The sequence below is a fragment of the Kribbella turkmenica genome, assembly GCF_004348725.1.
GTDB classification, from domain to species: domain Bacteria; phylum Actinomycetota; class Actinomycetes; order Propionibacteriales; family Kribbellaceae; genus Kribbella; species Kribbella turkmenica.
In genome coordinates, this window is the sequence record NZ_SMKR01000127.1 from 1 (window position 1) to 22,383 (window position 22,383).

Sequence of the window (22,383 nt, forward strand, 5' to 3'; positions counted from 1 at the left end):
CCTGCATCAACACCCCCCACCCCCGTGACTCAGGTTCCCACAGCCGAGTACTGGACGGCGTTGAACCCGAGGGCCGGGTCGATCGTTCGGAACAGGCGACGACCCCTACACCCTCGAGGAGTCAGGCCATGAAGGTGCTGGAGCGCTGCCAGACGTTCGCCTGGCCGTCGTGATGGCGTCGCCGATCCAGTTCGCCGCCGGTGCGCTGGTGCTGATCCGGCTGAGCGCCAGGGACGCCGCCCTGCTGTGCCCGGGCTCGATGGCGTACGTCTACTTCACGGTTCACCAGGTGGATGCTTTGCTACCTGTGCAGAATGGTGGCGAGAAGGCGGCGTTGATCTGCCTCGCCTTCCTGCTGATCGCGTTCCTCGGCAACGTCGCGTGGGCGGTTGAGCGATCAGCACCACAGCAGGCAGCAGCGGAGTGAGCCGAACGGACCACGCCGATGCATGACGGAGCGGGAGCGCCGATGGCCGATGACCGTGCGGCGTTGCTCCGCGAGCTGCACGACGTGCACGCGCCGGCGTTGTGGCGGTTCGTGGTCCGGCTGACCGGCGACGACCGGCTGGCCGAGGACGTCGTCCAGGAGACGCTCCTGCGGGCGTGGCGCCGGCCACAGATCCTGACCGAGGACGAGGCGGGGGCCCGGGCCTGGCTGTTCACGGTGGCGCGCAACCTCGTCATCGACGACCGGCGCAGTGCCCGGGTCAGCCGCGAGGTGGCCAGCGGCGATCTGCCGGAGAACCCGAGCGCCGACCACGCGAACGCCGTCCTGGACGCTTGGCTGGTGGCGGAGTCGCTGGCCCAGCTGTCCGAGGAACACCGGCAGGTGATCGTCCGGGCGTACTACGGGCGTCGTACCGTCACTGATATCGCCGCAGAGCTGGACATCCCGTCAGGCACCGTGAAGTCGCGGCTGCACTACGGGTTGCGGGCGCTGAAGCTCGCGTTGCAGGAGAGGGGGGTGACGAGCCAGTGAGCGATCCGTACCGGGAGTGGGACGCGGCGTACCTGCTCGGGGCGTTGTCGGCGAAGGACCGGCGGGCCTACGAGGAGCATCTGCGGACGTGCGACGAGTGCTCGGCTGCGGTCGCGTCGCTGGCCGGCGTACCCGCTGCACTCGCGGCGCTGCCCGACGACCGGGCGCTCGCGACCATCACCGCCGACCCGCCGAACCTGCTGCCCGATCTGGTCCGCGCGGTCCAGCGGGACACCCGTCAACGGCGTCTCCGCGTCGGCCTGGTGATGGCCTCGGTGGCGACCGCGGCGGCCGTGGCCGGTGCCGTGGTGGCGATCCCGCTCAGCCGCGAGGAGCCGCAAGGGGACTACGTCGTCCTCGCGCAGACCGTCGCCAGCAAGCTTTCCGCGGACGCCCGGCTCGTGCCGGAGCGCTGGGGTACGACGATCGAGATCAGCTGCCGGTACGACGAGTTGGCGACGCCCAGCGAGCGGGCCCGCGGATACGAGCTGTACGTCACGGACACGTCCGGGAAGGCGCAGCTGATCGCGAGCTGGACGGCGGCGCCGGGGACGACGGTCAAGCCGGCCGCGACCACCAAGCTGCAGCGCCACGAGATCCGTGCGCTGGACATTCGAAGCTCGGAGACCGGCCGGATCCTGCTCGCCGTGCGCTTCTGACCACTGTCCGCACGGGCCCGGTTGCGGTCGGCACGATTGACCCAGCGTCGCCGGGGGCACTTGTTCGTCAGGAGCGGCAGTCGCTCGAGAGGGTGTCTCTCCAGGCCCCGGTGTTCAGGGACGTGCGCCGGGGTCGCTCCTTGCCCGGGCGCCGGCGGGACGCCATGTCCAGGCCGCCCGCGGGGGCGCGAAGAATTTTCCTGCGATCGTGTAACACTCGCGCGGTCACCAGCGATACACCGTGTGTAACGCCACTGAGGATCCCGTCCCAGGTCAACCGCCCGAAGGGCCTGGGGCGGGGTTCTCGTTCGCCGCCAGGCGCCCCGGCCGCGTTACGCACGAAGGCCCCCGGTGATCCACCGGGGGCCTTCGCGCGTCTTCCTCCCTGCGCTATGACGCTTGTTCGCTCGGATGGTGCGACTCCGGCAGAGCGATCCGGTCCGCCGGGAGGCGTTCCGTCTGCTCGGTGCCGTCGTCGCCCTCGTACTGCACCAGACCGGTCCATCCCGTCGCCTCGTGCTCACGGCCGATCAGCCAGCCGGGGCGCCACTGGCCGCCGACGAGGACGACCACATGGCTGGGCAGCGGCAGACGGGACACCAGTTCGGTGCCGGGCTCGAACTCAGTCATGGCCGAAGGCTAGGTGGTTTCCGCGCCCGGCGCCTCCCGGGTCCGCGTTTCCTCATTGTCTTCTCAGACTCTGGGCAGGAGTTCGCGGACGATACCGGCAGGCAGTCCGAGCTCGCGGACCGAGGCGGTCACCTTCAACGCGCGCCCACCGGGGATGTGGCTCACCCACCCGTGGCGCAACGCGTGCGCACAGAGCGCGGCACCGACCGCGCCGGCCAGGTGCGGCCGGCGCTCGGTCACGTCCAGACATGACCGGAGCGCAGGCCGTCCGTGGCGTCGCTGGACCTCGATGCCGAGCTGGGTCAGCCAGGCGGTGCCTTCCGGCGTCAGCGCGACACCGTCCGACCAGTCGATCAGGTTGCGCTCGGTCAGCGCGTCCGCGAGTGCGACACCGAGCTTGCCGGCCAGGTGGTCGTAGCAGGTTCGCGCCCGGGCGAACGCGTCTCGCTTGCTCACCGCCGCCAGGCTGTCCAGAACTTCGGTACGACGAGGCGCGAGCGCGGCAAGTCCTTCGATCAGCTCGGCGGTCTCCGGACCGGCGAGTCTGAGATAGCGGTGCCGTCCCTGCCGGACCTCGGACAGCAAGCCGCCGTCGACGAGGAGGTTCAGGTGCTCGCTGATCGTCGGCCGCGAGACCTTCGCCAGGCGCGCCAGTTCGGTCGCTGTCCAGGCCCGCCCGTCGAGCAGCGCGAGGCAGACGGTCGCCCTGGTGGCATCGGCCAGCATCCTGGCCCACGCGGCCAGTTCCTGACCTTCGGTCTGCGTACTCACCCTGCCATCATGCCGCCCCCGCACTTCGGCCCCCACCGAACCAACTACGACCTAGCGTCGGAGCCCATGGCACACGTGACGATCGAACCGTCCATCCTGTACGTCGGCACGCCGGTCGCCCTGCTCTCCACCGAGAACGCCGACGGCACCCCCAACCTGGCCCCGATGTCGTCCGCGTGGGCGCTCGGCGACATCGTCGTACTCGGGCTCGGCGCGTCCGGCCGGACCGCGGACAACCTGCGACACCGGCCGGAGGTCGTGATCAGCTTCCCGCCGCCGGAGCAGTGGGAGGCGGTCGAACGGCTGGCACCGCTGACCGGCCGCGATCCGGTGCCGGACCACAAGCGGGCCCGGTTTCGCTTCGAGCGGGAGAAGTTCGAGGCAGCCGGTCTCACACCGGTCCCGTCCCAGGTGGTCGGTCCACCGCGGGTGGCCGAGTGCCCGTTGCAGTTCGAGGCGTCCGTCGTCCGGATGGAGGTCGGTGCCGATGGCAACTTCCTGGTCGTCCAGGCGAAGGTGCTCCGGGTGCATGCCGACGAGCGGATCGTCGTGCCGGGGACGTCGTACGTCGATCCCGGAGTGTGGTCGCCGTTGGTCTACAACTTCCGGCACTACTTCGGTCTCGGCCCGGAGCTGGGGGAGTCGTTCCGGACCGAGACCCCTAGAGAAGCTTCAGGCGGTCGATCTCCGCGTCGCTGAGGACGACGTCGAGGGATGCCAGGGCAGCCGGGAGGTCCTCGGGCGGTACGGCGCGGTGCGTGGTCCGGCCGTCGGCGTACTCCGTGGTGAGATCGTCGCCGATCAGGCGGCGGACGACGCCCTCGGCGACCCGCATCACCACCGGCCGGCCGGTGAACGGGGAGTCCGGGTGCGTGGACACGTAGTGGTGGTAGACCTCGTAGTCGACCGGGCGCACCGGCTCGTCGGTGGAGGCGTGCTGCGGGATCCAGCCGTCCGGGGTCTGCTTCGACAACGTCCAGACGTCGCCGTCGACGGTCAGTCGGTCGTCCCAGCCGCCCTGGTCGACGATCACGCCGTCCTTCAGCGGGGTCGGGTAGAGCTGACCGGCACCGAACCCGACGTCGGCGAGGAACTCCTGACCGCCGGCGCCGACCTTCGGCAGCGCGTGCGTCCGCGGTCCCGACTTGTGTGGCTGGACCCGCGCGACCCGGCGTTCGACCTCGAACCCGAGCCGTTCGAGCGCGGCGGCGAACAGCAGGGTGTGCTGGTAGCAGTAGCCGCCGCGTCGCCGGCCTACCAGTTTGGCCTGGATCGCGGCCGGCCCGATCCCGGGATGCGTGCCGAGGACCACGTCGATGTTCTCGAACGGGATCGCCAGCACGTGCGCGCGGTGCAGGCTGCGCAGGCCGTCCGCGGACGGTGTCACCCGCGGGTGCCGGATCCGGTCGAGGTAGGCGTCCAGGTCGAGTTCGTCGATCTCCCACATGACGCTTACCTCAACACTTCTAGTTCACGTGAAGTCAAGAGCCGTCGACCTGCGGCGGCGGCCGGCATCCGGGCGGCGACCCGTTGCGTCACGCGCCGGCGTGAGTCACCGCGCCCGTCGTCAGGCGGTAGCCGGTGTTGGCGGAGAACTCGGCGGACAGCGCGAACCGGTCGCCTCGGACCAGCGTGTGGCGCCACTCGACCGGACGGTTCTGTGAGCTGCCCTGGCGGTTGATGGAGAACGCGGCGGCTTCCGGCGGGCAGCGCAACAGGGTGCGTTCGGCCGGTGTCGGTACGACGGCGCGAATGTCCTCGCGCCCGTGGTCGAGACGCAGACCGGTGCTCGCCGCCAGTTCGTTGTAGAGGCTGGTATGGGTGAAGTCGGCATCGAGCAGCGGCGCTGCGATCGAGGCGGGCAGCCAGACCCGGTCCAGCGCGAGCGGCTCGTCGCCCGCGAAGCGGAGGCGCTCGAGGTAGAGCAGCGGGATGGACGCTTCCAGGTCGAGCCGGGCCGCGATGACGCCGTCGGCCCGGATGTCCAGCGCCCGGACGACGCTGTGCTGGGTCAGGCCGGAGGCCTCGACCGAGGAGAACAGGCTGTACAGCGCGCCCATCGGCTGACGGATCTCCGGCGAGGTCGCGACCCGGGGCTGGCGACCGCGCTCGGCGACGATCAAACCGTCGGCGCGCAGCTTGGTGAGCGCCTGCCGGACGGTGTGCCGGCTGACCTGGTAGTCCTCGACCAGCGCGAGCTCACCGGGGAAGACGTCGTCGAACTCGCCGGCCCGCAGTCGCCGGACCAGGTCCTGCTGCAGCTGCTTCCAGAGCGGCTGGCCGCCGGAGCGGTCGAGCCTGCGCTCGGTCATCGGGTGCGGTGCCTCCATCCGGGCTTGCCAAATGTCCGGTCATCTCCTAGCTTAAATGTGCGTACATTTCTGCTGAAGGAGGACCGGCGTCCATGGTGCAGGTCGAGGTTAGGCCAATCGCCGTCCCTCGGTTCACCGGATTGCCCGGACTGGTCGTCGTCCTGGCGCTCACCGGGGTCGCTGTCCCGCTCGGCCGGCTCGTTCCGGTGGTCGGCGGGCCGGTGTTCGGGATCGTGCTCGGCGTCCTGGCCGGGCTGCTCGTGCCCCCGTTGCGCTCGGAGCTGTGCCGGCCCGGATACACCTTCGCGTCGAAGACGCTGCTTCAGCTGTCGATCGTCGTACTGGGGACCGGCCTGTCGCTCCAACAGGTCGTGCACGTCGGCGGCTCGTCGCTGCCGGTGATGCTCGGGACGCTGGCGATCGCGCTCGGCGGCGCCTGGCTGTTCGGCCGGCTGCTGGGGGTCAGAGGTGACACGCAGACGTTGATCGGTGTCGGTACGGCGATCTGCGGTGCGTCGGCGATCGCGGCGACCACGGCGGCGATCAACCCGAAGCGTTCGTCGGTCGCCTACGCGCTGGCGACGATCTTCACCTTCAACATCGTCGCCGTCCTGACGTTCCCGCCGCTCGGCCACCTGCTGGGGCTCGGCCCGGAGGCCTTCGGGTTGTGGGCCGGTACGGCGATCAACGACACGTCGTCGGTCGTCGCTGCCGGGTATGCGTACAGTCAGCAGGCCGGCGACCAGGCGCTGGTCGTGAAGCTGACCCGGTCGCTGATGCTGGTGCCGATCGTCATGGCGCTCGTCGTGCTCAGGTCACGTCGTGACGCTCAGGCCACGGCTCGCCTGCCGTGGCGGAAGCTGGTTCCGTTGTTCCTGATCGGCTTTCTCGCCGCGGCCGGTCTGCGCACCGCCGGCCTCGTGCCCGTCGGCTGGCTTCCGACCCTGAGCCTGCTCGGAACCTGCCTGATCACGGCCGCGCTGGTCGCCATCGGGCTGTCGCTGCGGCCGCGGGAGCTGCGCGACACAGGACCCAGGCCGCTCCTGCTCGGAGCGGTGCTCTGGGTCCTGGTCGCGGCGGGCAGTCTGGCGATTCAGTCCTTCTCGTAAGCGGCCTGGCGCTCCTGGACCGCCTTGATCCGCGGCACGTCGAGCTTGGTGCTGCGGTCGAAGTTGTAGATGCCGTTCTCTTCCTGGAAGACGTCGGTCAGCTGCGTGTAGCAGTAGCCGAACATCAGCTCGTTGTCGAGCAGCGCGTCGACCAGACCGGCGAAGCGGGTGTAGAACTCCTCCTCGTCCGCGACCCGCTGACCGTAGCCCCACGAGTCCGCGCTGCGGCCGTCCTTGCCGGCCGCCGCCGCGTCGGCGTTCCACCAGATGCCGCCGAACTCGCTGCAGAAGTACGGCTGGCCGTCGTACGCCAGCGAGATCGGCTTGCCGTCGCGGGTGTTCCCGTACGGCTTGTCGTTCACCAGGTCGGCCATCTGCTGCGCGAACTCGGCCGGGTCCTGCTCGTAGTTGTGGGAGTCCCAGACGTCCGTCTCCGGCACGCGGTGGGAGTACCCGGACGCGTCCAGCACCGGCCGGCTCGTGTCCGCGGACTTGGTGGCCAGGAACATCGCGCGGGTCACGTCGTCCAGCTGGGTGATCCGGTCGTGCAGCAACTGGTGCGTCTCGTTCAGCGGGCACCAGCCGACGATGCTCGGGTGGCTGTAGTCCCGCTCGACCGCCTCGAGCCACTGGGCGACGTACGACGCCGTCGGCTGCTGGTTGTCGTTGCCGGTGTCGGCGACCCCCGAGCCCCAGTCGCCGAACTCGCCCCAGACGAGGTAGCCGAGCCGGTCCGCGTGGTACAGGAACCGCTCCTCGAACACCTTCTGGTGCAGTCGCGCACCGTTGAACCCGGCCGCCAGGCTGAGCTCGATGTCCCGGACCAGCGCCTCCTCGGACGGCGCCGTCATCAGGCTCTCCGGCCAGTACCCCTGGTCCAGTACGAGCCGCTGGAAGACGTGCCTGCCGTTGATCAGGATCGCCTTGCCGTTGATGCCGACCGACCGGAGCCCGGCGTAGCTGTCCGCGCCGTCGACGACGTTGCCATCGGCATCGATCAGCTCGAGGCGGACGTCGTACAGGTGCGGGTCGGTGGTGTCCCACAGGCGGACCCGGTCGGCCGGGACCTGCAGGGTCAGCCGCGGCGCCAGGTCGAGGTCGGCGCGGACCTCGGCGGTCGCGACCTCGCCGTCGGCGTCCTTGAGAACGGCCTTGATCCTGTGGCCCGGCTTGTTGGCCGAGACCGGTACCTCGAGGTGGAACGCGGAGCCGGCCACGTCCGGGGTGATCCGCGGCCGCCTGAGGTGCACGGACGGGACGGCCTCGAGCCAGACGGTCTGCCAGATGCCGGTCGTGCGGGTGTAGAGGCAGCTGTGGTTGTGGTAGAGCTGGCTCTGCTTTCCGCGGGCCTGCGGGCCCTTGTGCGGGTCGCGCGCCCGGACGACGATCGTGGCTTCCTCGCCCGGCCGGGCGACGTGCGCGAGGTTCGCGCTGAACGGCGTGAAGCCGCCGCGGTGCCGGACCACCTCGACACCGTTCACCCACACGGTCGCGTCGTGGTCGACGGCCTGGAAGTGCAGCACCGCGTCGTTGCCGGACCACTCGGCCGGGATCGTCACGGTCTTGCGGTACCAGACCGCTTCGAGGAAGTCGACGTTCTCGATCCCCGACAACTCGGACTCCGGCGCGAACGGTACGACGATGTGCTGCAGCAGCTCGCGGTCCTGAACTCCACGCTCCAGACCGGAGTCGCTCCGGTCGAGCTCGAACTGCCACTCACCGTTCAGGTTCAGCCAGTCCGGCCGGACGAACTGCGGGCGCGGGTGCTCAGGGCGGGGTTGGGTCATCGGGACTCCCAGAGGATGGAGAGGAGCGGGCGAGCATCGACACTACAACGTTGGAATAGCCTCAGCAACAGTGTTCTGACAACTGAGAACCCTCCGACCCGCCGTCGCTCGGATTCGTCGTTCTCACGGGAACGGGCCGCCGGGCGTCTCGGCTACCGGTGGCGGAGATGTGTCACGCTGAGGGTTCGACGGTGGGAGGGTGACGGTGGGCAGTGAGCGGGTCGCGGCGGTCCGGCGGCTCAGGCTGCGGGTGGACCCTCATGGGCTGTACGAGCGGATCCGGGTCTGCGCCGACACCGGGCAGCTGGGCGCTGGCGTCGTGCCGTCGGGGTTCGTCAAGGAGTTGGCCGAGTACTGGGTCGACGAGTACGACTGGCGGGCTCACGAAGTACGGCTCAACGGGTTCGAGCACTTGGCGACCGACCTCGATGGGCAGTTTCTGCACTTCATGCATTCGCGGGCGGGGGCCGCGGGGGCGGAGGCGGTGCTGTTGACGCATGTTTGGCCGAGCGGGGTCCTGGATGCAGTCGAGGCGGCTGAGGGGCTGCGGAGTACGCATCATCTGGTCGTGCCTTCGCTTCCACTGACTGCGCTGGGGGAACTTGGCCAACTGATGGCGCGACTGGGGTACGACGAGTACCTGGTTCGCGACGACCGAGGGGCGGTTCCGCCGGAGGCTCCCGCGGGGAAGGGGGAGCGGCGTGGGCTGGCGCCGGGGGAGATCGCGGAGGTCCGGTGGTTCAACGAGAACCTCAACGCGGTCAACGACGAGCAGCAGGTCGGCGCGCTGGTGCTGAGCGCGGCGATGCTTGCGTGGAGAGCGCCCGCGGACAAGCGGGACTCGGTTCTGACCGGGGTGATGCTGGCTTGGTTCGCGCCGCGGTCAGAGGTCGAGTAGGCGGGCGCCGTTCGTCAGGCAGACGGCGCGGAGCCAGTCGTCGCCGAGGTCCAGCGATTCCAGCGCCGACAGCTGGACTCCGTAGTCGTACGGGATGTTGGGGAAGTCGGAGCCGAGGACGATCCGGTCCCCCAGGTCGCCGAGTCGCGCGGTCAGCGATCGCGGGAACGGCATGAGGGCCTCGGTGAACGGCGTCAGCGCCATCGTCGTGTCCAGGTGAACGTTCGGGTACGACGTCAATGCCAGGTGCTCGGCGTACTCGGGCATGCCCAGGTGCGCGATCACCCCGGTCAGCCGAGGGTGCTTCCGTAGTACCTCACCGAACGGACCGGGACCGGTGTGCCGGCCGGCGATCGGCCCGGATCCGGAGTGCACGACGACCGGTACGGCGGCCTCGGTCAACTGGCCCCAGACGTCGTCGAGTACGTCGTCGCGCGGGTCGTAGTCGCCGACCTGGACGTGGACCTTGAAGATCCGCGTGCCCTTCTCCAACGCCTCGCGGACGTACTCAGCCGCACCCGGCTCGGGAAAGAACGTGCCGCTCGGCACGCAGCCGGGAGTCGCGGCGGCGAACTCGCGGGCCCAGGTGTTGAGCCACGCGGCCATGCCGGGCTTGTGCGGATAGACCAGCGCCGGGAACGCGCGAACTCCCAGCGCATCCAGGGTTTTCAGGCGCTCCTGAATCGGGGTGCGGTAGTTGATCGGCCAGGCCGTCCCGTAGCGCTCGGACGCCTGGTCGAAGTACGACCAGACCGCGTTCATCACCTGGTCCGGCAGGAAGTGCACGTGCACGTCCACCAGCCCGTCCAACCCCAGTCGCTGCCACCACGCCGGCACATCCTCGTCGCGCACGAGCACAGCCTAGACACGGGCCACGATTGCGTCTCCATCCTCTAACAACCGATGATGCTGATTGAATGTTAGGGAGGTGAGGCATGGAGTACCGGCCCGAGCTCGTCGGTGGGCACGTGGCGGTCGATCTGGTCAACACCGTGGCCTGGCGGCTGGACGAACGGCGGCGGGTCGACCGGATCGCTGACCCGGCGAACCTGCGCAGGTGGCTGACGGCCGCCGGACTCGAGCTGTCGAAGCGGATCACTCGTGACGAACTCGGCCAGCTCGCGCACTGCCGTGAGACCGCCTACGCGGTACTGCGTGCGCTCGCCGTCGGCGCCGAGCCACGCGCCGCCGACCTGGCCGTACTGCGGGACGAGTTCGAACTCGCAGTACGCAAGGCGTCGTTGGTGTGCGCGCAGCCGCTGACCTGGCGGGCCGCGACCACCCTCGACGAGCTGCGGCTGTCGGTCTGGCGGCTGTTCGAGGACGAGGACCTGAGCCGGTTACGGCAGTGCGACGACGACGGCTGCGGCTGGCTGTTCCTGGATCGGAGCAGGAACAGCTCGCGACGGTGGTGCAGTTCGACGGACTGCGGGAACCGGGCCCGGGCTCGCAGGCACTACCGGCGTCGGCAGGCCGGAGCGACGGCATGATCGAGATCCGGCGAGCCGGCCTGGCCGAGGGCATCCGTCTCGGGCTCGGCCCGGCGGGGGCGGCGTTCGTACTGGCGCTCAGCTTCGGCGCCGAGGCGGAGGCCCGTGGGTGGGGATTCGGCCTGCCGGTGCTGTTCTCGGCGTTGGCGTTCTCCGGATCGGCGCAGTTCACCTTGCTGACGGCGCTGTCGGGCGGGACCGTCGCGGCCGCGATCGCCTCGGCCGCGTTGATCAACGGGCGCTATCTCGTGATGAGTGTCGCGCTGAACGACAGCCTGCACGGCAGCCGGCTGTCGCGGGCGCTGCAGGCGCAGGCGCTGGTGGACGCGTCGTTCGTGTTCGCCCACCGCGACGACGGCCGGTACGACGTGTCCCGCCTGATCGGGGCGAGCCTGCCGCAGTGGGTCCTGTGGGTGCTCGGGACCGCGGTCGGTGCGCTGACCGCGCCGTCGGCCGATCTGATGCACCGGCTCGGGCTCGACGTGGTGTTCCCGGCGTTCTTCCTGGTGCTCGCGCTGGAAGAGGTGCGCCGTTCCCGCCGGGCGCTCGTCGTCTCGCTGCTCGGAGCCGTGGTCGCCGCCGGCCTGCTGCTGGTGACGGATCCGGGGTACGCGCTGCTCGGAGCCACAGCGGCCGCACTGGTCGGTCTGAAGCCGGACCGCGGCGGAGATCCCGATCTCGAGCGTGCCGAGTCGGGAGAGGAGACGTCATGAAGGTGTGGCTGGCGGCGTTGGCCGTGACGGTCGTCAACTGGCTGATGAAGGCCGGCGGTCCGCTGCTGATGGGCGACCGCAAGTTGCCCCCCGCGGCGGTCCGGGTCGTCGGTCTGATCGCGCCCGTGCTGCTGGCCGGCCTGATCGTCACCGAGCTCGGCGGCACGCGGCTGGACTGGACGCAGCTCACCGGCGTCGGAGTCGCCGGGCTCCTTTCCGTTCTCCGGGTCCCGCTGCTGGTGGCGGTCGCTGCGGGGATCGTCCTCACGGCCGGAATACGGGTGATCGCCTGATCAAGCTCGTGCGGCAAGCTTTCCAACAGCTACGTAACTACGTACTATCCACAGTGTGGAAGATCCTGTGGATAACCGGCTCGCAGGGCTGGAACGGCGCATCAGCGCGCTGGAATCCACAGCGGCGAACCGACGACGGCAGCGGACGGAACGAGGGCAGGCCGAAGCGGCCCGGGCGCTCAGGGAGCTCCGGGCCCGGCATGAATGGTCAGATGTGGCGCCGGCGCTGGCGGCGCTGGGCAGCCCTATCCGGCTCACCCTGCTGCGCGAGATCGTCCACGGCCGCACGACGGTGAACGCGCTCAGCCAGGTGGACGGTCTCGGTACGAGCGGCCAGATCTACCACCACCTGCGCCACCTCACCGCCGAAGGCTGGCTCCACAATCCCAGCCGCGGTGTCTTCGCGATCCCGCCGTCCCGGATCGCCGCCCTGCACGCGATCCTGAACGCCCTGACCGACTGATCGACCACGAACGGGTCAGCCGCGGACCGCTCAGCCCTGTTCGACGACCCATTGATTCAGCAGGCCGCGGAAGTGGTCGAGGAACTGGTCGTGCTCGTGGGCCGGGTACGTCGTCGTCACCGTCTCCCGGAGCAGCCGGTCGAAGTCGGGCCCGGCGAACCAGTCGCGCACCCGCAGGTCGAAGTCGCCCAGGTGCTCTGCGCACCACTCGTGGTACTTCGCGGTCTCGAAGTGCTCGTCGGCCAGCCCGAGGTACGCGTCGACCTTCGCGTCGTAGTCGAGCGACTCGTCGTCGGCGATCTCGAAGTACCGCTCGGTGTGCAGGTCGACGCTGCTGCGCCGGCCGGTCGCGAGCGAGAACACCGACCACTTGACCAGGGCGCTGATCGCCCACGGGAAGTAGTAGTGCAGCGAGGTGACGGCGACGTCGGGGCAGGCGTTGGCGTAGTCGATCGGGTGGACCGAGTCGCCCTTGACCAGCATCTCGCAGGAGTTGAACTCCCAGCCGAAGAACGCGTTCACGATCCGGCTGATCGCCACCGTCTGGTGCCCGGCCGACGGGCTGAGGAAGTCGTGCGAGACGGCGTACCGGTTGTGCATCGGCTCGTCCGGCCGGAAGTCCATCACCATCGTCTCGGCACCGATCGACAGCGCCCGGGCGAACTTGTCGTAGTCGATCGTCGCCTGCAGGTGCATCAGCATCTCGCCGGACGCGTCGTACGCACTGTGCAGATCGACCTTGTCGTTGATCCGGGACACGCCGCGCCAGCCGCCGCCGTCGAACGGCTTCATGTAGAGCGGATAGCCGAGATCCTCGGCGATCGCGTCCAGGTCGAACTCCTTGTTGTACTTCGCCGACGTGTACGCCCAGCGGACGTTGTCGACCGGGTTCTTGTACGGCACCAGCACGGTCTTCGGAATCTTCAGGCCGAGCCGGAGCATCGCGCAGTACGCGCTGTGCTTCTCCATCGACTGGAAGGTGAACGGCGAGTTCAGCAGGTAGGTGCCGTTCATCAGCGCGGCCTTCTTCAGCCACTCCCGCGGGTGGTAGTACCAGTACGCCAGCCGGTCGATCACGAGCCCGACCCGGACCGGATCGGTCAGGTCGAACGGCTCGATCGTCAGCCGCCGGGAGCCGAACTCGTGCTCGGTCCCGTTCAGCGTCACCGTCCCTACCCGATGCAGCAACGCCTCGAACGCCTGCGGCCAGTCCTCCTCGGCCCCGAGCAACAACCCGATCAAGTGCCTTGAGCGATCAGTCACAGGATCTCCTAACAGAACCGGGGCAGATGGTGGGCGAGCTGCCGTCGCCACCAGGGCCAGTCGTGCGCTACGTCGTACCCCCACAGGTCCAGCTCATGCGGGATGCCCTTCTTCTCCAGTACGGCGGCGGTCGCGCGGGCGGACGGCAGCGACCCGGTCGGGTGGGTCTCCCAGTCGCCCTGGCCGACCGTGAGCAGGATGAAGACCCGGTTGCGCAGCCAGTCCAGGTGGTCGCCGTCCAGCTTGGCCAGGTAGTCGGCCGGGTTGTTGAAGTACGTCGCGTCGCCGCGTTCACCCCACGCGTGCCAGCTGGCGGCGTCGTAGTTCCCGGACTGGCAGATCGCGATCGGGAACAGGTCGGCCCGCTTGAACGCGAAGTTGAGCGCGTGGAACGCGCCGAGACTGCAGCCGGTGGTGACGATGTCGCTGACGCCGGGCGAGTCCGCGCCGATCACCGGCACGACCTGGTTGACGATCCATGACTCGTACAGGCCGTGCCGCCGGGCCCGGTCCTCGAGCTGGATGCTCCGGTCCGACCAGCTGACGTGGTCGTAGGAGTCGACGCAGTACAGCTTCACCCGGCCGGCCTCGATCAGGTCCGCGACCGCGTCGACCATGCCGTTGTTCTCGTAGTCCCAGGCGCGGCCCTGCTCGCTCGGGAACACCAGCACCGGGCGGCCGTAGTGACCGTAGCGGATCAGCGTGCCGGGCCGGTCAAGCCCCGGCGCCTCCAGCGCGACCTGTTCCCGCTCCATCAGCCTCACCCCAGGCGCTTCGCAATAGATCCGTCAGCTCAGGATCCAGCACATCACGCCATGCTGTGAAGTTGTGCATGTCGGGTGTTTCGCCGAACCTTACCGCGAGCCCCAGATCGGCCAGCTTCGCCGCCATCACCCGGTTGTTGTGGACGTTCTCCTCCGGCGTACCGGACGTCATCGCGACCACCGGAGTACTCGGTGCCGTGGTTGCCGTCAGCACCTGCTTCACGAAGGCGGTGACCTCGGCGTAGTACTCGAACTTCGACTCCTGCGGGTCCGTCTCCGGCGTGAAGAACGACCCGGACTGCAGGAACAGCCCGGCGAACGTGCAGGGATGGTTCCACTCCGCGTGCAGGGCCGCCAGCGCGCCCAGGCTGGCGCCCATCATGACGGGCCGCCGGCTCCGGTACTGCGCCTCGACCGCGGGCAGCACGTGCTGCGTCAGGGCCTCGGCGTACTGCGGGTTCGCGGCGTACCAGAGATTCCTCGACGCCGGCCGGACCAGGGCGAGGCGGAACGGCGGGAGCGCGGAGTCGGCGATCATCGCGCCGGCGTAGTGCGTCAGATCGGCGTACGCGGCGAACTCGGGGCCGTCGTGGGCGAGGACCAGCGGCAGGTCGAACGTCGGCGCGATACCGTCCGGCGCCCAGACCTGTACCTCGACCTCGCCGACCGGACTGGTCACGGTCAGCGGTGTCAGCGTGGAGGCGACCGGCTCTGTCTCGATCCAGGCCGGCTCGACGTACCCGGGCAGCGGCAGCCAGGAGTGCTCGCCGAAGGCACCACCGACGACTCGGGGGTTGGTCGGGTCGGTCTGCATGCCGACGTCGGCGACGTCGAACAGGTACTCCATCCGGTGCACGGACGGCCGCGGCACGCGCAGCTCCCAGCCGTAATCGACCGGTTTGAATTCCAGCAACTCGGCTGCCAGGCCCAGCTCCTGCCACAGTTTGACGCCCGCGAACGCATGCGACGGATCGCCGAGGCGGAACACCACCTCGGCGCCTTCGACCGCACTCATCACCTCGGGCATCAGACCAAGGTACAGCCGGGATCACTGACATTCCTTGTCAGCGATTCCGGTTATCGTGGGACCGTGGTCGATATCACGGACATCCGAGCGATAACAGCGGACCTGCCGCGCAGCTACGAGGTACTCGTCCGGGACCAGATCAAGTTCCGGGTCGGGCAGCTCGTGTACCTCGCGGTGGCACCGGACGAGCAGACCATCGGCATCGCCTTCCCCCGCGAGGAACGCGAAGCCGCCCTGGCCGCCGAACCGGACAAGTTCTTCCCGCCGCGCCCCTCGGACGAGCGCTTCCGCTGGATCCAGGTCCGCCTCGCCGCCCTCGACCACGACGAACTCCGCGAGCTGATCCTCGACGCGTGGTCCATGTGCGTGCCGAAGAAGGTCCGCCGCGAGTACCTCGGCACCGACCAGTAGGGGGCCGAGGGCAACCAGCTCGTCCTCAGGTAGCAGCCGGCCCGCGCCGGCCACGTCCGCTCCTGCGACGAAGGAGCGCGCGTAGCGGATGTGTGGGACTGCTCCATCACCCGTCCCACCGGACGTCGGCTTCCCCCGGGCGGACCACGCCGGCCTCGTACGCGACCACGACCGCCTGGACCCGGCTGGAGAGGCCGAGTTTGGACAGGACGCTGCTGACGTGAGTCTTGACCGTGGTTTCGCTGACGAAGAGTTTGCTGGCCAGATCGCGGTTGGACAGACCGCGTGCCATCCAGACGAAGATTTCCCGTTCACGTTCGCTCAGTTGCGACAACAAGCCGGCCCACCGGGCGTCGGACCGTGGTGCGGCGGGCTCGGAGGGTCCGGTCCCGACCTGGCGCTCCAGTTCCATGCAGCGTTCCAGCAGCACCCGGGTCGACGCGGGATCGACCAGCGAGTCGCCCCGGTGGACCGCGCGTACCGCGGACACCAGCAGGTCCGGGTCGGTGTCCTTCAGCAGGAAGCCGGACGCGCCGGCGCGGACGGCGCTCAACACGTACGCCTCGTCGTCGAAGGTCGTCAGCACGAGTACGGCGGGTCGCGAGCGCCCGGCCGCCTTGTTCGCCGTCGTGATGCGTTCGGTGGCGACCAGGCCGTCCATCACCGGCATCCGGATGTCCATCAGGACGACGTCCGGGTCGTACCGGTCGATCAGGCGGAGGGCTTCCTCGCCGTTCTCGGCCTGGGCGATCGTGGTGAGGTCGGGCTCGTGGTCGAGGATCATCGACAGGCCCATCCGGATCACGCCCTGGTCGTCGACGACCAGGACCTTGATCTCGTCGGTCAGCTCTGCGGCGGCAGCCATGCCTGTACTCTCCATCCACCCAGGGGGCCGGCCGCGACGGCCAGTGTGCCGCCGACCGCCGTGGCCCGTTCCCGCATCCCGATCAGTCCGTTGCCGCGGCCGCTCTCGCTCCGCCGGGCGGTTTCCAGCACGTTCACCGGCGGCGGCCCGCCGTTGCCGTTGTCGTCGATGGTCAGGAGCTCGCCCTGCGGTCCACTGTGCCAGGTGACCCGGGCCGCGGTCGCCTTCGCGTGCACCATCACGTTGGTGAGCGCCTCCTGGATGATCCGTACGGCGGTCAGATCGGTGGCCGAGGTGAGTTGCCGCTGGCGCGAGGGCAGGACCATGGTGACGTCGACGCCGACCGCCTTGAGCCGGTCGCCCATCCGGGCGACGTCGGACAGGTCGGGGACCGGGGTGGTTCCGCCGCCGGACCCTGGTGCGGTCTCACCGATCGCGGGCGAGGCGGTGTTGAGCACCCGGACCGTCTCCCGCATCGCGGTGAGGGCTTCCTTGCCGCTGGCAATGATCCAGCGGATCGCCTCCCGCAGCACCTCGGGCCGCTGGTCGGCCACGCGGTCGGCGGCCTGCGCCCGGATGACCACCGCGCTGACGTGGTGGGAGATCACGTCGTGCAGGTCGCGGGCGATCCGGGTCCGCTCGGCGACGGCGGCCCGTTCGGCCTCGACCGCGCGCAGCCGGACCAGCTCGGCGTTCCGCTGCTCGAGCAGGGCCACGCTCTTGCGCCGGCGGCGGGCGTCGGCGCCGAGCAGCACCATGCCGCAGATCAGCGCCTCGGCGAACACGAACAGCGAGACGTCGATGTAGTTGTAGAGGCTCGGAAGGTCGCTGGGCAGGTTGCGGTACCGGTCGCCGTACAGGATCGCGCGGTTCGCGTGGCCGAGCACGATCGCGACCACGGTCGGCAGGCCGATCATCAGCCCGGCCAGGCTGCCCATGGTGAAGAACAGGCAGGTGAACCGCCGGACGCCGCTGGAGGCCGCCAGGTACCCGACGACGAGCAGGGGAACGAGGTGGATCTCCGACTGCAGTGCTGCATCGCTGATCTCCGGCTGGCCGAAGATCGTCAGCCCGAGCTGGGCGGCGAGGCCGGTGCCGACGGCGGCGTACAGGAACGGGTAGAGCACCGAGACGACCACGAGCATCGTGCGCGGGAACCGGCGTACGCACGCGACCGTCACGACCAGGAAGATGCCGGTCACCACGGAGACCGTGGGGTTCCGCGGGCGGAAGGTGCTGTCGTTGATCAGGCTCAATGCGGTGAACCAGCCCAGGCCGATGAGCGCCGCGAGCAACACGTCCTGCTGCGCCTGCGGCAACCGACGCCAGGAGCTCCGCATCGAGGGCACTTGCCCAGCGTAGTCACGAGCTGTTCGCCGGGGCTTCATCTGCCCGGACGGGCAGGCTCTCCAACTTTCGGAGGAGGCTGGGCGTCCGATTTGCTACCCAGGGCCTACTTCCGGGGCCCGACGACGGTCCCTGGGGCCGATGTGCCCGCGGTCCCGATCCGAGAGGCTGTACCCCATGAGCAACGACCAACCGCCGCGCCAGGCCGGCCCGGTGCGGAGACGGTTGCTGTCCGTGACGGGGGCGGGGCTGGTGGTGCTGGCGGTCGGGTCGCTGGTGCTGTGGCACGCGCAACTGGGAGAGCTGTTCGGTCTGGCCGCCGACAAGGAGCCGGTGGTCTCGACCGTGAACGCGCCCGCGCTCGCGGTGCCGCCGGACACACCGGCGACCGTGACGCCGACGCCGTTCCCGGACCCGACGCGCACGCCGCGGAAGACCCCGAAGCCCACCAGGACGCCGGCGAAGACCCCGAGCCAACCGGTGTACGACGAGGAAAGCATCAACGGACTGTCGCCGACGCTGAAGTCGCGGCTGCGGAAGGCGATGGCAGCCGCGCAGCGCGACGGCGTCACGCTGCGGATCACCTCGGGTCGCCGGAGCGCCGCCAAGCAGCAGCGGCTGCTGAACGACGCGATCAAGCGGTACGGCTCGTACAAGGCGGCCACCCGCTGGGTGCTGCCGCCCAAATACTCCGCGCACGTGCAGGGCAAGGCCGTGGACATCGGTCCGGCGGCCGCCATGCAGTGGCTGAACCGGAACGGCTACCGCTACGGCATCTGCCGCCGGTACGACAACGAACCCTGGCACTTCGAGGCCATGACCACCCCGGGCAAGAAGTGCCCGCCGCGCGAACCGTACGCGCGCCCCGTGCCCGACTGATCCCACCACCAGAACAGGAGCCGACCATGACCATGACTCATGCCCAGCCGCTGCCCCGGCGCTACAACCGCGCCCGGCTGACCGTGCCGGCGCTCTGGCGACAGGTGATCCGAGGCAGCGAGAAGTCCGGCGAGGCCATCGTGCCGGAGCCGGACCGGTCGGCGCACACCCAGCTGGAGATCTACGACGGCGTGCTGGCCGCGTTTGAGCGCCGGGCCGAGGTGGCCGAGGTGCTGGCCGGCTCCGCCGACCGCGCGACCGCCGCACGGCGACTGCGCGATCAGCTCGGGCTCGGGCAGCTGCAGGCGAGCACACTGGTCGACCTGCCGCTGACCACCGAGTGCCGCGACCGGATCGCTCAGCGTGCTGCCGAGCTGCGGGCTGCCCTCAACCGGTGACCGGCGGCTCGCCGCCGACCTGCGAGGTTTGTGTGCCCTGGGGAGGATGGAAGGGTGATCACGATCGAGCAGGCCGGGCGACTGCGGAAGGCCGGGGTGCTGTGGGCGCCCGCGGCGGGGGATCGTTTCGTCGTGCCGGACAGAGACATGGACGACGACGTGTTCGTGGTGAGCGACATGACCGTCGAGGTGCACGACTACCAGGGCAGCAAGGTGATCGGCTTCAACGGCACCACCGAGTGGGCGCTGGACAGCATCGAACAGCGCGAGGTGGTCTGGCTACCGCGCGAGGAGCAGCTCCGTGCCCTCCTCGGCGACCACTTCCGTAGCCTCGAGGCCGTGCCCGACGGCTACCGCGTCGAGCTGACCACCAGCCGGCACACCGCCCCGGACGCCGAGCAGGCGTACGCCGACGCGGTCATCCACCTCCTCGGCGCCTGAGCGGCGCCGTAGCCGCGGGCGTCAGCGTGACGTCGTCGGCCGCCAGTACTGCTTCTTCTCCTTGTCCTTCACGGTGAACCCGAGCTTGGTGACCTCGTCGCGGAGCTCGCGCAGGTCCGCCTTGCCCTTGTCGCCCTGGTCGAACGCCTTCGACCGCGCCTTCAGCAGTGCGTTCACCGTCGGCGGCAGCTCCGGCTCGTCCTCCACCCACCGCCGGAACCGGTCGGCGTGCGGGTCGCCGCCGTCGGTCCACGGGTACCCGTGGGCGCGGAACGCCGCCGGGATCTGCCGGGCCTCGGACTTCAGCTGGTCGTGCTTCTCCCGCGCGAGCTCCCGCGACGTCGAGTCCTGCAGCACGATCTCCTTGCCGTCCAGGAAGGCGACCGCCACCTTCTCCCGGGGCACCGTGAGCGTCTTCTGGTTCTTCAGGAACCCGACCGACTCCCGGGTGACCGTCACCTTGAGGGTGTCCTCGAGCGCCATCGCCGCGAGCAGGATGCCGGCGAGCAGGCCGATCACGACGCAGATCACGCTGACCCACCACTGGTCCCAGCCCGCGACCAGCTTCAGCGGACCCTGGAACGGCACCCAGTCGCGCTCGGCCGCCCAGTCCGCGATCCGCGGCAGGAAGAGACCGAGGAGCAGGCCGACCAGCGGCAGTCCGCCGTACAGGACGACCTTGTCGGTGGTCGAGTGCCCGATCACGGTGCGCGGCTGTGTCGTCGACCCCATGGCCCGAACATAGCGCGGCGGCGAGAAACTTTAGTATCGAATCACGACGATCGGAGGAGCCGCGTGACCGACGGAGTCATCATCACCGCCGGCCAGGCCGCCGGGGCCGGCCCGATGCTCTGGTTCCACTGATGCTGGTCACCGGGCCGGCCGACCTCGATCCCGCCGGCCTCGAACCGATCACGATCGCCCCGGCCCTGCTGAACCGCCTCGCCGCGATCCGATCCGACGTACTCCGCACCCTGGCCACCGGCCGGCCGGTGTACGGCGTGAACACCGGGATGGGTGCCCTGAGCAAGCATCGGCTCACCGAGGACGAGCAGCGGGTGCACCAGCGCAACCTGCTGCTCGGCCGGGCGGTCGGCGGACCACCGTGGCTGCCGGCGGACGAGGTCCGGGCGGTGCTGATCGGTCGCCTCCGCACGTTCCTCACCGGCGACGCGGGCGTCAGCGTCGGGCTGATCCAGCAGCTGGTCGACGCCGTCAACAGCGGGCGAACCCCCGAGATCCCCGTCGGCGGCGCCGGGTCGGCCGGCGAGATCATCCCGCTCGCGCACGCCTTCGGTGGGCTCGACCTGGAGCTCGGGCCGAAGGAAGGCATCGCCCTGCTCGCAGGCATCCCGGGCACGACCGGACGGGCGGCGCTGCATGCCTCCCGGGTCCGGCGACTGTCGGAGCACCTGACCGCGGTCGCGGCCGGAGCGATCGCGGTGATCGGCGCGAATCGCGACCCGTATCATCCGCTCACCGCCCGGACCGACGACGTGCTGGCGGCGGAGCACACCCGCCTCCGCGAGCTGGCCGGACCGGAAGCCGCGCCGAGAAGTCTCCAGGCGCCGGTCTCCTTCCGTGTCGCCGGTCACGTGATCGCGCACGTACGGCGGACCCTGGCGCACCTGGAGTCGGCCGTGGACCGCGCGTTCGACGGCGTCACCGACTCCCCGGCGTACCTGGACGGTGAGTTCATCGGTACGGCGGGCTTCCACGGCGTCGACCTGGCCGCGCACTGCGATCACCTGACCGCGGCGCTCGCGCACGCCGCCGAGGTCTCGGCCGCCCGGCTCCACCGCCTCCTCGATCCCGGGGTGACCGGGCTGACTGCTCAACTCGCCCACGACCCCGGACCTCAGGCCGGCCTGGTCGCCGTCCACAAGCGCGCGGTCGCCACCGGTCACGCCCTCCGCCGCCTGACGTCGCCCTCAGCAAGCAGTACGGCGGAGACCTCGAACGGTCAGGAGGACGTCCAGAGCTTCTCCTGGGAGGCGGTCGGCGTCCTCGCCGAAGCGGTCCGCCTGACCCGCGAGGTCACCGCCTGCGAGCTCCTCGCCGTCCACCAGGCCTTCGCGCTGTCCGAGCGCCCGGTCCCGCCCAGGCTCCGGGAACTGCTCGCCGGCGTGGCGGCCGTCGTACCACCGATCGCGGCGGACCGGCCGTTCGGCGCGGACCTGACCCGGCTGCTGGACTCGGTGCTCCGGCCCTGATCCGAGGGCGGCGGCGCAGGCACGGGTTGAACGAAAAAGCCAGGGCGACACGCGGATGGAGTGAAGTCGCAAGTAGCTTGCACCGGGTCTGTGTCGTTGGCCAGGGTACGGCGTGTGGATCTGAACGAGGACCTGACCTGGCGCGGGTGTCTGGGTCTCCGGCGCATCCACTAGCCTGGCAGTCGCCGGCGGGAGATGGAGGAGATCGTTGAAGCGGTTCGTGGTCCCGCCGACCTGGCCGTCGCCGCCCCGTCGTAGCTGGGTCCCGCCGAAAACCTGGCGTCCCGATCCGTCCTGGCCGCCGCCGCCGGAAGGCTGGCGGTTCTGGGTCGACGGCCGGGGCAACCCGGTCCGCGGTCCGGTCGGCCGGTACGGCGGCCCGTCCCGCAAGCTGATGTCCGCCGGCATCGGTGGCCTGGTGCTCCTGCTCGGGGTGAACTTCTGGGCGTTGTCCGCGATCGGCCTGTTCGGTGGCGACTCCGGCGACCCGGTCGCCGTCCAGGTCGTCGACGACAGTACGCCGACGCCGTCCGCGACGCCGACCGTCGTACCGCCGAAGGTCACTCAGCCGACGTCCGCGCCGCCGCCGGTGCAGAAGACGACAGTGACTCCGACCCGGAAGCCGACGCCGAAGCCGACGAAGACGCGAACCACCGAGCGGGAGTCCGAGG

Annotated in this window: 27 protein-coding genes and 1 pseudogene; 16 read left to right on the top strand and 12 right to left on the bottom strand. The window is 69.9% G+C overall.

Annotation, left to right across the window (positions count from 1 at the left end):
- Positions 1–172 precede the first annotated feature (172 nt).
- Genes E1218_RS25335 through E1218_RS25345 form a run of 3 tightly spaced genes read left to right on the top strand, consistent with a single transcriptional unit; the run spans position 173 to position 1,638 of the window.
- Complete coding sequence (locus E1218_RS25335) at positions 173–427, top strand: DoxX family protein (RefSeq protein WP_202866179.1); 255 nt, start codon at positions 173–175, stop codon at positions 425–427.
- Between the two features lie 42 nt (positions 428–469).
- Positions 470–979 carry a sigma-70 family RNA polymerase sigma factor gene (locus E1218_RS25340; protein ID WP_132324363.1) on the top strand — a complete coding sequence of 170 codons (510 nt, stop codon included), beginning with the start codon at positions 470–472 and terminating at the stop codon, positions 977–979.
- A complete protein-coding gene (locus E1218_RS25345; RefSeq protein ID WP_132324365.1) occupies positions 976–1,638 on the top strand; it encodes an anti-sigma factor family protein in 663 nt (220 codons plus the stop codon). The genes E1218_RS25340 and E1218_RS25345 overlap by 4 nt, the downstream gene beginning before the upstream one ends.
- Before the next feature lie 390 nt (positions 1,639–2,028).
- Here E1218_RS25345 and E1218_RS25350 read toward each other — a convergent pair whose 3' ends face one another.
- The gene (locus tag E1218_RS25350) at positions 2,029–2,268 is read right to left on the bottom strand and encodes a hypothetical protein (protein WP_132324367.1); all 240 of its coding nucleotides are present in this window, start codon (positions 2,266–2,268) and stop codon (positions 2,029–2,031) included.
- Positions 2,269–2,331: 63 nt separating this feature from the next.
- Positions 2,332–3,039, bottom strand: a complete 708-nt coding sequence (locus tag E1218_RS25355; RefSeq protein ID WP_233712452.1) for an ArsR/SmtB family transcription factor — start codon at positions 3,037–3,039, stop codon at positions 2,332–2,334.
- 66 nt (positions 3,040–3,105) lie between these two features.
- Here E1218_RS25355 and E1218_RS25360 point away from each other — a divergent pair, with 66 nt between their 5' ends.
- Positions 3,106–3,738, top strand: coding sequence for a flavin reductase family protein (locus E1218_RS25360; RefSeq protein WP_132324369.1), 633 nt, complete (start codon positions 3,106–3,108; stop codon positions 3,736–3,738).
- On the opposite strand, the gene E1218_RS25365 is transcribed toward E1218_RS25360, so the two are convergent.
- Together E1218_RS25365 and E1218_RS25370 are read right to left on the bottom strand one after the other, a co-directional pair.
- Positions 3,701–4,486, bottom strand: coding sequence for an arylamine N-acetyltransferase family protein (locus tag E1218_RS25365; protein WP_132324371.1), 786 nt, complete (start codon positions 4,484–4,486; stop codon positions 3,701–3,703). The two genes, E1218_RS25360 and E1218_RS25365, sit on opposite strands and share 38 nt — an antisense overlap.
- A gap of 88 nt (positions 4,487–4,574) precedes the next feature.
- On the bottom strand, positions 4,575–5,351 hold the full coding sequence (locus E1218_RS25370; RefSeq protein ID WP_132324373.1) for a GntR family transcriptional regulator: 777 nt from the start codon (positions 5,349–5,351) through the stop codon (positions 4,575–4,577).
- 92 nt (positions 5,352–5,443) lie between these two features.
- Here E1218_RS25370 and E1218_RS25375 point away from each other — a divergent pair, with 92 nt between their 5' ends.
- Entirely contained in the window at positions 5,444–6,460 is a 1,017-nt protein-coding gene (locus tag E1218_RS25375) for a YeiH family protein (RefSeq protein ID WP_132324375.1), read from the top strand.
- On the opposite strand, the gene E1218_RS25380 is transcribed toward E1218_RS25375, so the two are convergent.
- Positions 6,445–8,247, bottom strand: coding sequence for a glycoside hydrolase family 2 protein (locus E1218_RS25380; RefSeq protein ID WP_132324377.1), 1,803 nt, complete (start codon positions 8,245–8,247; stop codon positions 6,445–6,447). The genes E1218_RS25375 and E1218_RS25380 overlap by 16 nt on opposite strands.
- Positions 8,248–8,446: 199 nt before the next feature.
- On the opposite strand from E1218_RS25380, the gene E1218_RS25385 reads away from it, so the two are divergent.
- Positions 8,447–9,145, top strand: coding sequence for an epoxide hydrolase N-terminal domain-containing protein (locus E1218_RS25385; RefSeq protein ID WP_233712453.1), 699 nt, complete (start codon positions 8,447–8,449; stop codon positions 9,143–9,145).
- Here the strand turns inward: E1218_RS25385 and E1218_RS25390 are convergent.
- Positions 9,131–9,997, bottom strand: coding sequence for an amidohydrolase family protein (locus E1218_RS25390; RefSeq protein ID WP_233712454.1), 867 nt, complete (start codon positions 9,995–9,997; stop codon positions 9,131–9,133). The two genes, E1218_RS25385 and E1218_RS25390, sit on opposite strands and share 15 nt — an antisense overlap.
- Before the next feature lie 83 nt (positions 9,998–10,080).
- Here E1218_RS25390 and E1218_RS25395 point away from each other — a divergent pair, with 83 nt between their 5' ends.
- From E1218_RS25395 to E1218_RS25410, 4 genes are read left to right on the top strand one after another with little or no spacing between them, the layout of a single operon-like run.
- Complete coding sequence (locus E1218_RS25395) at positions 10,081–10,635, top strand: CGNR zinc finger domain-containing protein (protein WP_132324381.1); 555 nt, start codon at positions 10,081–10,083, stop codon at positions 10,633–10,635.
- Entirely contained in the window at positions 10,632–11,348 is a 717-nt protein-coding gene (locus E1218_RS25400; RefSeq protein WP_132324383.1) for an AzlC family ABC transporter permease, read from the top strand. The genes E1218_RS25395 and E1218_RS25400 overlap by 4 nt, the downstream gene beginning before the upstream one ends.
- Positions 11,345–11,641: an AzlD domain-containing protein gene (locus tag E1218_RS25405; RefSeq protein WP_132324385.1), complete on the top strand. Its 297-nt coding sequence runs from the start codon at positions 11,345–11,347 to the stop codon at positions 11,639–11,641. The genes E1218_RS25400 and E1218_RS25405 overlap by 4 nt, the downstream gene beginning before the upstream one ends.
- Before the next feature lie 55 nt (positions 11,642–11,696).
- Positions 11,697–12,104, top strand: coding sequence for an ArsR family transcriptional regulator (locus E1218_RS25410; protein ID WP_233712455.1), 408 nt, complete (start codon positions 11,697–11,699; stop codon positions 12,102–12,104).
- Positions 12,105–12,134: 30 nt separating this feature from the next.
- Here E1218_RS25410 and E1218_RS25415 read toward each other — a convergent pair whose 3' ends face one another.
- Genes E1218_RS25415 through E1218_RS25425 form a run of 3 tightly spaced genes read right to left on the bottom strand, consistent with a single transcriptional unit; the run spans position 12,135 to position 15,158 of the window.
- Entirely contained in the window at positions 12,135–13,367 is a 1,233-nt protein-coding gene (locus E1218_RS25415; protein WP_132324387.1) for an ATP-grasp domain-containing protein, read from the bottom strand.
- An 8-nt stretch (positions 13,368–13,375) separates the two neighbouring features.
- Positions 13,376–14,122 (bottom strand): esterase family protein, encoded by a 747-nt coding sequence (locus E1218_RS25420; RefSeq protein ID WP_132324389.1) that lies wholly within the window; start codon positions 14,120–14,122, stop codon positions 13,376–13,378.
- Entirely contained in the window at positions 14,082–15,158 is a 1,077-nt protein-coding gene (locus tag E1218_RS25425; RefSeq protein ID WP_132324391.1) for an alpha/beta hydrolase, read from the bottom strand. The genes E1218_RS25420 and E1218_RS25425 overlap by 41 nt, the downstream gene beginning before the upstream one ends.
- 63 nt (positions 15,159–15,221) lie before the next feature.
- On the opposite strand from E1218_RS25425, the gene E1218_RS25430 reads away from it, so the two are divergent.
- The gene (locus tag E1218_RS25430; protein WP_202866180.1) at positions 15,222–15,569 is read left to right on the top strand and encodes an MmcQ/YjbR family DNA-binding protein; all 348 of its coding nucleotides are present in this window, start codon (positions 15,222–15,224) and stop codon (positions 15,567–15,569) included.
- A 106-nt stretch (positions 15,570–15,675) separates the two neighbouring features.
- Here E1218_RS25430 and E1218_RS25435 read toward each other — a convergent pair whose 3' ends face one another.
- The gene (locus E1218_RS25435; protein WP_165949417.1) at positions 15,676–16,416 is read right to left on the bottom strand and encodes a response regulator; all 741 of its coding nucleotides are present in this window, start codon (positions 16,414–16,416) and stop codon (positions 15,676–15,678) included.
- A complete protein-coding gene (locus E1218_RS25440; RefSeq protein WP_233712456.1) occupies positions 16,413–17,774 on the bottom strand; it encodes a sensor histidine kinase in 1,362 nt (453 codons plus the stop codon). Before E1218_RS25440 ends, E1218_RS25435 begins: the two co-directional genes overlap by 4 nt.
- A 184-nt stretch (positions 17,775–17,958) precedes the next feature.
- Here E1218_RS25440 and E1218_RS25445 point away from each other — a divergent pair, with 184 nt between their 5' ends.
- The 3 genes from E1218_RS25445 to E1218_RS25455 are packed head-to-tail and all read left to right on the top strand — an operon-like array spanning position 17,959 to position 19,499.
- A complete protein-coding gene (locus E1218_RS25445) occupies positions 17,959–18,660 on the top strand; it encodes a M15 family metallopeptidase (RefSeq protein ID WP_132324399.1) in 702 nt (233 codons plus the stop codon).
- A 26-nt stretch (positions 18,661–18,686) separates the two neighbouring features.
- Complete coding sequence (locus E1218_RS25450) at positions 18,687–19,058, top strand: hypothetical protein (protein ID WP_132324401.1); 372 nt, start codon at positions 18,687–18,689, stop codon at positions 19,056–19,058.
- A gap of 54 nt (positions 19,059–19,112) precedes the next feature.
- Positions 19,113–19,499 carry a pilus assembly protein CpaE gene (locus tag E1218_RS25455; protein WP_132324403.1) on the top strand — a complete coding sequence of 129 codons (387 nt, stop codon included), beginning with the start codon at positions 19,113–19,115 and terminating at the stop codon, positions 19,497–19,499.
- Positions 19,500–19,520: 21 nt separating this feature from the next.
- Here the strand turns inward: E1218_RS25455 and E1218_RS25460 are convergent, their stop codons facing one another.
- Entirely contained in the window at positions 19,521–20,231 is a 711-nt protein-coding gene (locus E1218_RS25460; RefSeq protein ID WP_132324405.1) for a YqeB family protein, read from the bottom strand.
- Between the two features lie 131 nt (positions 20,232–20,362).
- Here E1218_RS25460 and E1218_RS25465 point away from each other — a divergent pair, with 131 nt between their 5' ends.
- Both E1218_RS25465 and E1218_RS36730 read left to right on the top strand, forming a co-directional pair.
- On the top strand, positions 20,363–21,712 hold the full coding sequence (locus E1218_RS25465) for an aromatic amino acid lyase (protein WP_132324407.1): 1,350 nt from the start codon (positions 20,363–20,365) through the stop codon (positions 21,710–21,712).
- Positions 21,713–21,920: 208 nt separating this feature from the next.
- A pseudogene (locus tag E1218_RS36730) lies at positions 21,921–22,383 on the top strand (hypothetical protein); the annotation flags it as partial.